This is a genomic window from Paenarthrobacter sp. A20, assembly GCF_024168825.1.
Lineage (GTDB): Bacteria > Actinomycetota > Actinomycetes > Actinomycetales > Micrococcaceae > Arthrobacter.
Map to the genome: position 1 here is coordinate 4,548,947 of NZ_JALJWH010000001.1, position 12,484 is coordinate 4,561,430.

The 12,484-nt window shown below is 60.9% G+C and carries 6 protein-coding genes; all 6 read right to left on the reverse strand.

The features are described from left to right. Nucleotides 1-44: 44 nt before the first annotated feature. Nucleotides 45-1,235 (reverse strand): elongation factor Tu, encoded by a 1,191-nt coding sequence (gene tuf / locus J3D46_RS21135; protein ID WP_011775598.1) that lies wholly within the window; start codon nucleotides 1,233-1,235, stop codon nucleotides 45-47. Between the two features lie 231 nt (nucleotides 1,236-1,466). Further along, the gene (fusA, locus tag J3D46_RS21140) at nucleotides 1,467-3,581 is read right to left on the reverse strand and encodes an elongation factor G (protein WP_026539805.1); all 2,115 of its coding nucleotides are present in this window, start codon (nucleotides 3,579-3,581) and stop codon (nucleotides 1,467-1,469) included. Between the two features lie 69 nt (nucleotides 3,582-3,650). Next, nucleotides 3,651-4,121 carry a 30S ribosomal protein S7 gene (gene rpsG, locus J3D46_RS21145; RefSeq protein ID WP_003803829.1) on the reverse strand — a complete coding sequence of 157 codons (471 nt, stop codon included), beginning with the start codon at nucleotides 4,119-4,121 and terminating at the stop codon, nucleotides 3,651-3,653. Nucleotide 4,122: 1 nt separating this feature from the next. Then, complete coding sequence (rpsL, locus tag J3D46_RS21150) at nucleotides 4,123-4,497, reverse strand: 30S ribosomal protein S12 (RefSeq protein ID WP_009358312.1); 375 nt, start codon at nucleotides 4,495-4,497, stop codon at nucleotides 4,123-4,125. Nucleotides 4,498-4,911: 414 nt separating this feature from the next. Then, complete coding sequence (locus tag J3D46_RS21155) at nucleotides 4,912-8,811, reverse strand: DNA-directed RNA polymerase subunit beta' (protein WP_231339854.1); 3,900 nt, start codon at nucleotides 8,809-8,811, stop codon at nucleotides 4,912-4,914. Nucleotides 8,812-8,914: 103 nt separating this feature from the next. Continuing rightward, entirely contained in the window at nucleotides 8,915-12,421 is a 3,507-nt protein-coding gene (rpoB, locus tag J3D46_RS21160) for a DNA-directed RNA polymerase subunit beta (RefSeq protein WP_231339853.1), read from the reverse strand. Nucleotides 12,422-12,484 lie beyond the last annotated feature (63 nt).

Below are 12,484 nucleotides of genomic sequence, written 5' to 3' on the forward strand. Positions count from 1 at the left end.
TGACTACCGGCTGGGCCGGAAAGTCAGTGATCTACAAGTAGTGACTACTTGATGATGCTGGTGACACGTCCCGAACCAACGGTGCGGCCGCCTTCGCGGATAGCGAAGCCGAGGCCCTCTTCCATAGCGATCGGCTGGATGAGCGCAACGGTCATCTCAGTGTTGTCGCCAGGCATAACCATTTCCGTGCCTTCCGGCAGGGTGATAACGCCGGTTACGTCCGTGGTACGGAAGTAGAACTGCGGGCGGTAGTTGGAGTAGAACGGGTTGTGACGTCCGCCTTCGTCCTTGGAAAGGATGTAGACGTTAGCCTCGAAGTCGGTGTGCGGGGTGATGGAACCCGGCTTGACGACAACCTGGCCACGCTCGACATCGTCGCGCTTCAGACCGCGGAGCAGGAGGCCACAGTTCTCGCCGGCCCATGCTTCGTCGAGCTGCTTGTGGAACATCTCGATACCGGTAACCGTGGTCTTCTGGATCGGGCGGATGCCAACGATCTCAACCTCGGAGTTGATGGCGAGGGTTCCACGCTCGGCGCGGCCCGTAACAACGGTGCCACGACCGGTGATCGTGAAGACGTCTTCGATCGGCATCAGGAACGGCTTGTCGCGGTCACGTACGGGGTCCGGAACGGACTCGTCGACAGCTGCCATCAAGTCCTGGACGGACTTGACCCAAACCGGGTCGCCTTCCAGAGCCTTGAGGCCGGAAACGCGAACAACCGGAGCCTCATCGCCATCGAAGCCCTGCGAGCTCAGGAGCTCACGAACTTCCATTTCGACGAGGTCGAGGAGTTCTTCGTCATCAACCATGTCGGACTTGTTCAGTGCGACCAGCAGGTAGGGAACACCAACCTGGCGGGCGAGCAGAACGTGCTCACGGGTCTGAGCCATCGGACCATCGGTTGCAGCAACCACGAGGATTGCGCCGTCCATCTGGGCAGCACCGGTGATCATGTTCTTGATGTAGTCAGCGTGACCCGGGGCGTCTACGTGTGCGTAGTGGCGCTTCTCGGTCTGGTACTCCACGTGGGAGATGTTGATGGTAATACCGCGCTGGCGCTCTTCCGGAGCAGAGTCAATCGACGCGAAGTCGCGCTGCTCGTTGAGATCCGGGTACTGGTCGTACAGCACCTTGGAAATGGCGGCAGTCAGCGTCGTCTTACCGTGGTCAACGTGACCAATGGTGCCGATGTTGACGTGCGGCTTAGTCCGCTCGAACTTTGCCTTTGCCACAGGTTCCTCCTAGAACGATTTCAAGTGAAGTGCTCCTCGGCCGCGCTTTTCGCGGCAGAAACTTTAGCAAGTCTACTTGGGGGCTTGGTTTTGGTGAAATTGCAGATTCAGGAACCAATGGTAGTTCCTCGAGCCTGTTTGCGCAGGGGCCGGGCCGCGGCTGTCGCCGCAGCCCCGCCTCACACGCTTAGATGCCTTCCCGATACCGGAATTGCATCCGTTACCGGGAGATTACTCGCCGCGGGTTTTCTGGATGATCTCGTCGGCAACTGCCTTCGGGACCTCCGCGTAGCTGTTGAACGTCATGGAGTACACAGCGCGACCCTGGGTCTTGGACCGGAGGTCACCGATGTAGCCGAACATGCCGGACAGCGGAACGTGTGCACGGATAACCTTCACACCTGCTGCGTCTTCCATGGACTGCATCTGGCCACGGCGGGCGTTCAGGTCACCAATAACATCACCCATGTATTCCTCAGGTGTGCGGACCTCAACATCCATCAGCGGTTCAAGCAGAACAGGGTTCGCCTTGCGTGCAGCTTCCTTGAAAGCCATACGGCCGGCGATCTTGAACGCCATTTCCGAGGAGTCAACATCGTGGGACGCGCCGTCAATCAGCGTGGCCTTGATGCCGACTACCGGGTAACCGGCCAGGACGCCGTCGTTCAGTGCATCCTGGATACCAGCGTCAACGGACGGAATGTATTCACGCGGAACGCGGCCACCAGTGACCTTGTTCTCGAATGCGTACAGCTCGCCGGAGGCGGTGTCCATGGGCTCGATCGCGATCTGGATCTTTGCGAACTGACCCGAACCACCGGTCTGCTTCTTGTGCGTGTAGTCATGACGCTCGACTGCGCGCTTGATGGTTTCGCGGTAAGCAACCTGCGGCTTGCCGACGTTTGCCTCGACCTTGAATTCGCGGCGCATGCGGTCCACCAGGATGTCCAGGTGGAGCTCGCCCATGCCGGCGATGATGGTCTGGCCAGTGTCTTCGTTGAGGGAGACCTGGAAGGTCGGGTCCTCAGCGGAGAGCTTCTGGATGGCCGTGGAGAGCTTCTCCTGGTCACCCTTGGTGTTCGGCTCGATGGCAACCGAGATCACGGGCTCCGGGAAGCTCATGGACTCGAGGACGATCTGGTTGTTGGCATCACACAGGGTGTCACCCGTGGTGGTGTCCTTCAGACCGATGGCTGCGTAGATGTGGCCGGCGGTAGCGCCCTCAACGGGCATTTCCTTGTTGGCGTGCATCTGGAACAGCTTGCCGATACGTTCCTTCTTGCCCTTGGTGGAGTTAACCACCTGGGCGCCGGCCTCAACGTGACCGGAGTACACGCGGACGAAGGTCAGCTGACCGAAGAACGGGTGCGCAGCAATCTTGAAGGCGAGGGCCGAGAACGGCTCGTCAGCAGAGGGCTTGCGGGTGAGTTCCTTCTCTTCGTCGCGGGGATCGTGACCGATCATCGGCGGGACGTCGAGCGGGTTCGGCAGGAAGTCAACAACAGCGTCAAGCATCGGCTGGACACCGCGGTTCTTGAAGGCAGAACCACAGAACACCGGGTAGAGCTCGGAGTTGATGGTCATCTTGCGGATGCCGGCCTTCAGTTCCTCAAGGGTGAGTTCTTCACCTTCGAGGTACTTCTCCATGAGTTCTTCGGAAGCCTCGGCCACAGTCTCTACGAGCTGTGCACGGTACTCTTCAGCCTTGGCCTGGAGGTCCGCCGGGATTTCCTGCACTTCGTAGGAAGCGCCCATGGTGACGTCACCCTTTGCGTCGCCAGGCCAAACCAGCGCGCGCATTTCGAGGAGGTCAACAACACCAATGAAGTCGTTCTCAGCGCCGATGGGCAGCTGCATGACCAGCGGCTTGGCACCAAGGCGGGAGATGATGGTGTCTACGGTGAAGTAGAAGTCAGCGCCCAGCTTGTCCATCTTGTTGACGAAGCAGATACGCGGAACGTTGTACTTGTCAGCCTGGCGCCAAACAGTCTCGGACTGCGGCTCCACGCCTTCCTTGCCGTCGAACACTGCGACTGCGCCGTCGAGGACGCGCAAGGAGCGCTCAACCTCAACGGTGAAGTCGACGTGGCCCGGAGTGTCGATGATGTTGATCTGGTTCTTGTCCCAGAAGCAAGTCACGGCGGCAGACGTGATGGTGATGCCGCGTTCCTTTTCCTGTTCCATCCAGTCAGTCGTCGAAGCGCCGTCGTGCGTCTCGCCGATCTTGTGGTTCACACCCGTGTAGAACAGGATGCGCTCGGTAGTGGTGGTCTTGCCGGCATCGATGTGGGCCATGATGCCGATGTTGCGGACCTTATTAAGGTCGGTAAGCACGTCCTGTGCCACGGGGTCTCCCTTTCGGATGGACTACACGTTCGCCGCCGGCTCAGTGAGCCGGCGGCGTCCGGAAAGTTTTTACCAGCGGTAGTGTGCGAAGGCCTTGTTGGACTCGGCCATCTTGTGGGTGTCTTCGCGACGCTTCACAGCGGCACCAAGACCATTGGAGGCATCCAGGATTTCGTTCTGGAGGCGCTCGGTCATGGTCTTCTCGCGGCGGGCCTTGGAGTAGCCCACGAGCCAACGCAGAGCGAGGGCGGTGGAGCGACCCGGCTTGACCTCAACCGGAACCTGGTAGGTGGCGCCACCAACACGGCGTGAACGCACCTCGAGGGAAGGCTTGACGTTGTCCATGGCCTTCTTGAGAGCGGCAACGGGGTCGCCGCCGGACTTGGCACGTGCACCTTCGAGTGCACCGTAAACGATGCGCTCTGCGGTGGACTTCTTGCCGTCAACAAGAACCTTGTTGATCAACTGAGTGACCAACGGGGAGCCGTAAACGGGATCGGAAACTAGCGGCCGCTTCGGGGCCGGACCCTTGCGAGGCATATTACTTCTTCTCCATCTTTGCGCCGTAACGGCTGCGGGCCTGCTTGCGGTTCTTGACACCCTGGGTGTCGAGTGCGCCGCGGACGATCTTGTAGCGGACACCCGGAAGGTCCTTCACGCGACCACCACGGACGAGCACGATGGAGTGCTCCTGGAGGTTGTGGCCAACACCGGGGATGTAGGCGGTAACTTCCACGCCACCGTTGAGGCGAACACGTGCCACCTTACGGAGAGCCGAGTTCGGCTTCTTGGGGGTGGTGGTGTAAACGCGGGTGCAAACACCGCGGCGCATCGGGCTGCCCTTCAGCGCGGGAGCCTTGGTCTTGGAGACCTTCGGCGTGCGGCCCTTACGGACCAGCTGGTTAATCGTAGGCACTTTCGTGTTCTCCGTTGTTTGATCTCTGCCCCCACACACTGGCACCAGCCGGTGTAAACGTGGGAACTTTGGCGTTGCTCGTGCAGCCGGCCGAAACTCCGGTAGGCGTGCAAAAGTGCGGCATTCGTTGCGCATGTTGCCCGCAACCCGGAAACAGGCTCCACCCAGCACCATGAGAACAAAACCAAAATGATGCTGCGGCGGCCTTCATCCACTGCCACACAGAACAATTACCAAAAGTCTAGCACGGCTTGATCTGGCGCCTTAATCGGGTGTATGGAGGCCGACGGCGGCAGCCAGGTGCCGCCGTCGGCCTCCACTCCCCCGGGTCGCCGCGCAAAAGTGCGTTAACGCGGGTCAGGCCCCGCACTCTAGAGTGCGGGGCCTGACCGTCAAAGCGCTGACAACCGTTTTTTAGCGGAAGTCGTTGCCGAGATCGTAGTCATCCAAAGGGATGGCGTGGAACTCGGGAGCGCCGTCGCCACCCAGGGCGTCATAGGAGAAGTCGGTGAAAGCGCTGGGGCCGGTGAACAGGCTTGCCTTTGCTTCCTCCGTCGGCTCCACAGTGACCTCTGTGTAGCGGGGCAGACCCGTACCAGCCGGGATGAGCTTACCGATGATGACATTTTCCTTCAGGCCGAGCAGAGGATCGCTCTTGCCTTCCATGGCCGCCTGCGTCAGGACGCGGGTGGTCTCCTGGAAGGAAGCTGCCGACAGCCAGGACTCGGTGGCCAAGGAAGCCTTGGTGATACCCATGAGTTCCGGACGGCCCGAAGCCGGGGACTTGCCCTCGGATACGACGCGGCGGTTCTCGTCTTCGAAGCGGGCACGCTCTGCAAGCTCACCGGGGAGCAGGTCGGAGTCGCCGGATTCGATGACGGTCACGCGGCGCAGCATCTGGCGGACGATAACCTCGACGTGCTTGTCGTGGATACCAATACCCTGGCTGCGGTAAACGCCCTGAACTTCGTCCACGAGGAACTTCTGTGCAGCACGCGGACCCATGATGCGCAGAACCTGCTTCGGGTCCACGGGACCGTTGATCAGCTTCTGGCCGACGCTGACGTGCTCGCCATCCTCGATGAGGAGACGTGAACGGCGCAGCACCGGGTAGGCAATCTCTTCGGAACCATCGTCCGGAGTGATCACCAGGCGCATCTGGCGCTCGGACTCTTCGATGGTGATGCGGCCGGCTGCTTCAGCAATCGGTGCGACACCCTTCGGAGTACGGGCTTCGAAGAGCTCCTGGATACGGGGCAGACCCTGGGTGATGTCGTCGCCACCACCGGCGGATACAGCACCACCGGTGTGGAACGTACGCATGGTCAGCTGGGTACCGGGCTCACCGATGGACTGTGCGGCAATGATGCCCACGGCCTCGCCGATGTCAACGGTCTTGCCAGTGGCCAACGAACGGCCGTAGCACAGTGCACAGGTACCGACCTTGGACTCACAGGTGAGGACCGAGCGGACCTTGACCTCAGTGATGCCTGCAGCCAGCAACTGGTCGATAACGACGTCGCCGCAGTCGGTGCCGCCGGCAGCCAGGACATTGCCCTTGGCGTCAACGACGTCGACAGCCAGCGTACGAGCGTAGGCGCTGTTCTCGACGTTCTCGTCCAGGACGAGCTCACCGTTGGAATCCGGCACGGCGATCGGCGTGAGCAGACCGCGCTCGGTACCACAGTCCTCTTCGCGGACGATGACGTCCTGCGAAACGTCCACCAGACGACGGGTCAGGTAACCCGAGTTGGCGGTACGGAGAGCGGTATCGGCCAGACCCTTACGGGCACCGTGCGTGGCGATGAAGTATTCCAGCACCGACAGGCCCTCGCGGTAGGAGGACTTGATCGGGCGAGGGATAATCTCACCCTTCGGGTTGGCCACAAGACCACGGATACCCGCGATCTGGCGGACCTGCATCCAGTTACCACGTGCACCGGAGGACACCATGCGGTTGATGGTGTTCATCGGAGACAGGCTGTCACGCATCGCCTGGGCGATTTCGTTGGTTGCCTTGTTCCAGATTTCGATCAGTTCCTGGCGACGCTCGTCGTCGTCGATCAGGCCCTTGTCGTACTGGCCCTGGATCTTTGCGGCCATGTTCTCGTAACCGGCCAGGATGGCAGGCTTGGAAGTCGGCACCTCGATGTCGGAGATGGCAACCGTGACACCCGAACGGGTGGCCCAGTAGAAGCCGGCGTCCTTGAGGTTATCCAGCGTTGCCGCCGTAACAACCTTCGGGTAGCGCTCTGCGAGGTCGTTGACGATCCGGGACAGTTCGCCCTTGTCTGCAACAGCCTCAACCCAGGGGTAATCCTCAGGCAGCGTCTGGTTGAAGATGACCTGGCCCAGGGAGGTCTGGACGAGAGCCTGCTGACCGGGCTCCCAACCTTCCGGAGCTTCCCAACCTGCGTAAGGCACAAAGTTGTCCAAACGGATCTTGACCTGGGAGTTCAGGTGCAGATCACGGGCGTCGTAAGCCATGATGGCTTCCGAAACCGAGGAGAAGATGCGGCCTTCGCCGGCAGAGCCGACGCGCTTGGTGGTCAGGTGGTACAGGCCGATGATCATATCCTGCGAAGGCAGGGTCACCGGACGGCCATCGGACGGCTTCAGGATGTTGTTCGAGGACAGCATCAGGATGCGTGCTTCGGCCTGGGCTTCCGGGCTCAGCGGCAGGTGGACTGCCATCTGGTCGCCGTCGAAGTCAGCGTTGAAGGCGCCACAAACCAGCGGGTGAAGCTGGATTGCCTTGCCTTCCACAAGCTGCGGTTCGAAGGCCTGGATGCCGAGGCGGTGCAGGGTAGGTGCACGGTTGAGCAGCACCGGGTGTTCAGTGATGATCTCTTCCAGCACGTCCCAAACCTGCGGACGGTAACGCTCGACCATGCGCTTTGCCGACTTGATGTTCTGGGCGTGGTTGAGGTCAACCAGGCGCTTCATCACGAACGGCTTGAAGAGCTCCAGGGCCATCTGCTTGGGCAGACCACACTGGTGCAGCTTCAGCTGCGGGCCGACGACGATGACCGAACGGCCGGAGTAGTCAACACGCTTGCCGAGGAGGTTCTGGCGGAAACGACCCTGCTTGCCCTTGAGCATGTCGCTCAGGGACTTCAGCGGACGGTTGCCCGGACCCGTGACCGGACGGCCACGACGACCGTTGTCGAAGAGGCTGTCAACAGCTTCCTGAAGCATGCGCTTCTCGTTGTTGACGATGATCTCCGGAGCACCGAGGTCAAGCAGGCGCTTGAGTCGGTTGTTGCGGTTGATCACACGGCGGTAGAGGTCGTTGAGGTCGGAGGTCGCGAAGCGGCCACCGTCCAGCTGGACCATCGGGCGCAGTTCCGGCGGGATCACCGGGACGGCGTCAAGGACCATGCCGAGCGGGCTGTTGTTGGTGGTCAGGAACGCGTTGACAACCTTCAGGCGCTTCAGGGCACGCGTCTTGCGCTGGCCCTTGCCATTCTGGATGGTGTCGCGCAGGGACTCAGCCTCAGCCTGCATGTCGAAGGTCTCAAGACGCTTCTTGATGGCTTCGGCACCCATGGAGCCTTCGAAGTACAGGCCGTAGCGGTCACGCAGTTCGCGGTAAAGGCCCTCGTCGCCTTCAAGGTCGGCGACCTTGAGGTTCTTGAAGCGGTCCCAGACCTGCTCAAGGCGCTCGATGTCGGCGTCGGCGCGCTTGCGGACGTTCGCCATCTGGCGGTCAGCAGAGTCGCGGGCCTTCTTCTTGTCGGCAGCCTTGGCACCCTCGCCTTCAAGACGGGCAAGCTCGTCTTCAAGGTCGCGGGCGATCGTGGCGATGTCGCTGTCGCGGTTGTCCACCATCTGCTTCTTCTCGAGGTCATGCTCAACCTGGAGGTTCGGCAGTTCGGCGTGACGGCTTTCGGTGTCAACGCTGGTGATCATGTAGGCAGCGAAGTAGATGACCTTCTCAAGGTCCTTCGGTGCCAGGTCCAACAGGTAGCCCAAGCGCGAGGGAACGCCCTTGAAGTACCAGATGTGGGTTACAGGCGCAGCCAGTTCGATGTGGCCCATGCGCTCACGGCGCACCTTGGCGCGGGTGACTTCAACGCCACAACGCTCGCAAATGATGCCCTTGAAGCGGACGCGCTTGTACTTGCCGCAGTAGCATTCCCAGTCGCGGGACGGGCCGAAGATCTTCTCGCAGAAGAGGCCGTCCTTCTCGGGCTTGAGCGTGCGGTAGTTGATGGTTTCCGGCTTCTTGACCTCACCGTAAGACCATCCGCGGATGTCTTCCGCGGTGGCGAGGCCGATCTGCATGAGGCCGAAGGAGGATTCGCTGGACATATGGTCCCTGTTCTCTCTTGTTCTCTAAATTCTGAAGTCTTGGTTACGGGAAGAGGGAGTTGTTCCGACGGACAGCTGTTCAGGCGGTCCGTCGGAACAGCTGCTAGACCTCTTCTACGGAACTGGGCTCTGCACGAGACAGATCGATGCCCAGTTCTTCCGCAGCCGTGAAGACTGCGTCATCAGAGTCACGCATTTCGATCGTGGTTCCGTCGGTGGAAAGGACTTCCACGTTCAGGCACAACGACTGCATTTCCTTGATCAAGACCTTGAAGGACTCGGGAACGCCAGGCTCAGGGATGTTCTCGCCCTTGACGATGGCTTCGTAGACCTTCACACGACCATGGATGTCATCCGACTTGATCGTGAGGAGTTCCTGAAGGGTGTAAGCGGCACCGTAAGCTTCGAGCGCCCACACTTCCATTTCACCGAAGCGCTGGCCACCGAACTGAGCCTTACCACCCAGCGGCTGCTGCGTGATCATGGAGTACGGGCCGGTGGAGCGCGCGTGGATCTTGTCGTCCACCAAGTGGTGGAGCTTCAGGATGTACATGTAGCCGACGGAGATCGGGTCCGGGAACGGCTCGCCGGAGCGGCCGTCGAACAGACGGGTCTTGCCGGAGGAATCGATCAGGCGGTCGCCGTCACGGGTCACATTGGTGGAGTCGAGCAGGCCCGTGATTTCTTCTTCGCGGGCGCCATCGAACACCGGGGTGGCAACGGTGGTCTGTCCGGTTTCACGGGGCAGGTTCGGGAGGTTCTTGACCCACTCCGGCTCGCCTTCGATCTTCCAACCGGTCTTGGCAACCCAACCGAGGTGGGTTTCCAGGACCTGGCCAACGTTCATTCGACCCGGAACACCAAGCGGGTTCAGGACGATGTCCACCGGGGTACCGTCTGCAAGGAAGGGCATGTCCTCGATCGGGAGGATCTTGGAGATAACACCCTTGTTGCCGTGACGGCCGGCGAGCTTGTCGCCGTCGGTGATCTTACGCTTGGCTGCTACGTAGACGCGGACCAGCTGGTTCACGCCCGGGGGCAGTTCGTCGTCGTTGTCGCGATCGAAGACGCGCACGCCGATGACCGTACCGGACTCGCCGTGGGGCACCTTCAGGGAGGTGTCGCGGACTTCGCGGGACTTCTCGCCGAAGATAGCGCGGAGAAGGCGCTCTTCCGGGGTCAGTTCGGTTTCACCCTTCGGGGTGACCTTTCCGACCAGGATGTCGCCGGCTTCAACCTCGGCACCAATGTGGATGATGCCGCGCTCGTCCAGGCCTGCAAGGACTTCCTCGGACACGTTGGGGATGTCACGCGTGATTTCCTCGGCACCAAGCTTGGTGTCGCGGGCATCAATTTCGTGCTCCTCGATGTGGATGGAGGAAAGAACATCCTCAGCAACAATGCGCTGCGACAGGATGATGGCGTCCTCGAAGTTGTGGCCTTCCCATGACATGAATGCCACGAGCAGGTTCTTACCGAGGGCGAGCTCACCCTGGTCCGTTGCGGGACCGTCAGCGATGATGCCGCCAACTTCCAGGCGCTGGCCTTCGTTGACCAGGACACGGTGGTTGTAGCAGTTGCCCTGGTTGGAGCGGGCGAACTTGTTGATGCGGTAGTTCGTCTCGGTGCCGTCGTCGTTGATCATGACAACCAGCTCGGCGGAAACCTCGGTGACCACACCTGCCTTCTTCGCGATGACAACGTCACCGGCGTCGACGGCTGCTGCGCGCTCCATGCCGGTGCCCACGAAAGGAGCCTCGGAACGGACCAGCGGCACGGCCTGGCGCTGCATGTTGGCACCCATGAGTGCGCGGTTTGCATCGTCATGCTCAAGGAACGGGATCAGGGCAGTTGCCACGGACACCATCTGGCGCGGGGAAACGTCCATGAACTGGACTTCGCCGGCGGGAACCAGAACGGGCTCGCCTCCACCACCACGGGCACGGACAAGGACGGTCTCTTCGGAGAACTTCTTGTCAGCATCCAGCGGAGCGTTGGCCTGTGCGATCAGGACCTCGGCTTCGTCGTCGGCCGTAAGGTACTGGACCTCGTCGGAAACGACACCTTCGGACACCAGGCGGTACGGCGTCTCGATGAAGCCGAACGGGTTGATGCGGCCGTAGGAAGCCAGCGAACCGATCAGACCAATGTTCGGGCCTTCAGGAGTTTCGATGGGGCACATACGTCCGTAGTGGGACGGGTGAACGTCTCGAACTTCCATGCCTGCACGGTCACGGGACAGACCACCCGGGCCAAGTGCCGACAGGCGGCGCTTGTGGGTCAGACCCGAAAGCGGGTTGTTCTGGTCCATGAACTGCGACAGCTGGGACGTTCCGAAGAACTCCTTGATGGCTGCGACAACGGGACGGATGTTGATCAGCGTCTGCGGCGTGATGGCCTCGACGTCCTGCGTGGTCATGCGTTCGCGGACGACGCGTTCCATGCGGGAAAGACCGGTGCGGACCTGGTTCTCGATCAGTTCGCCCACGGCGCGGATGCGACGGTTGCCGAAGTGGTCGATGTCGTCGACGTCGACGCGAAGTTCGTGGTCTTCGCCGTCGCGCTTGCCCATGAGGGTCTTCTCGCCGGCGTGGAGCGCAACGAGGAACTTGATCATGGCAACGATGTCTTCAACGTGCAGGACCGAAGCTTCCTTGTCGCCAAGGGAGCGGTCGATGCCGAGCTTGCGGTTGATCTTGTAACGGCCAACCTTGGCAAGATCGTAACGCTTGGCGTTGAAGTACAGGTTGTCCAGCAGGGACTGGGCAGCCTCGACTGTGGGCGGCTCGCCCGGACGCAGCTTGCGGTAGATATCCAGAAGCGCGTCTTCGCGGGTCTCGGTGGCGTCCTTCTCCAGCGTCGCACGCATGGAGTCGTACTGGCCGAACTCTTCCAGGATCTGGCCTTCGGTCCAGCCGAGGGCCTTCAGGAGAACCGTTACCGACTGCTTGCGCTTGCGGTCGAGGCGGACGCCGACCTGGTCGCGCTTGTCGATTTCGAGTTCGAACCATGCACCACGGGACGGGATGATCTTCGCAGTGAAGATGTCCTTGTCACTGGTCTTGTCAGCGGTGCGCTCAAAGTAGGCGCCCGGCGAACGGACCAGCTGGGAGACAACGACACGCTCGGTGCCGTTGACGACGAACGTTCCCTTTTCAGTCATGAGGGGGAAGTCGCCCATGAACACGGTCTGCTGCTTGATTTCGCCCGTGTTGTTGTTCATGAACTCGGCCTTGACATACAGCGGTGCCGAGTAAGTGGCGTCACGGTCTTTGCATTCGGCCATGGTGTACTTCGGGTCAGCGAACTCCGGCTCGGAGAAGCTCAGGGACATGGTGCCCTGGAAGTCCTCGATAGGGGAGATCTCTTCGAAGATGTCGGCAAGTCCGGAGGTAGTGGCGACGCTGAGGTCGCCCTCCTCGACAGCCTTCGCTACCCGCGCCTGCCAGCGTTCGTTTCCGACCAGCCAGTCAAAGCTGTCCGTCTGCAGGGCGAGAAGATTCGGAACATCCAAGGGTTCGTGAATCTTTGCGAATGAGAGGCGGCGGGTGGCACCATCGGTGCTTGCCGTGTTAGCGGTTTCGTTATTAGAGGTGCTCGAGGCGACCAAGAGGGATCCTTCCACAGACCTTCAGGCGTTTTCAGATCTCCCCCGTTTGCATCCCGCAGAGTG

Bases quoted from the DNA above. Each gene is read 5' to 3' on its own strand.
- J3D46_RS21155 (WP_231339854.1), bottom strand. From the start codon at position 8,811: ATGTCCAGCGAATCCTCCTTCGGCCTCATGCAGATCGGCCTCGCCACC.
- rpsG (WP_003803829.1), bottom strand. From the start codon at position 4,121: ATGCCTCGCAAGGGTCCGGCCCCGAAGCGGCCGCTAGTTTCCGATCCC.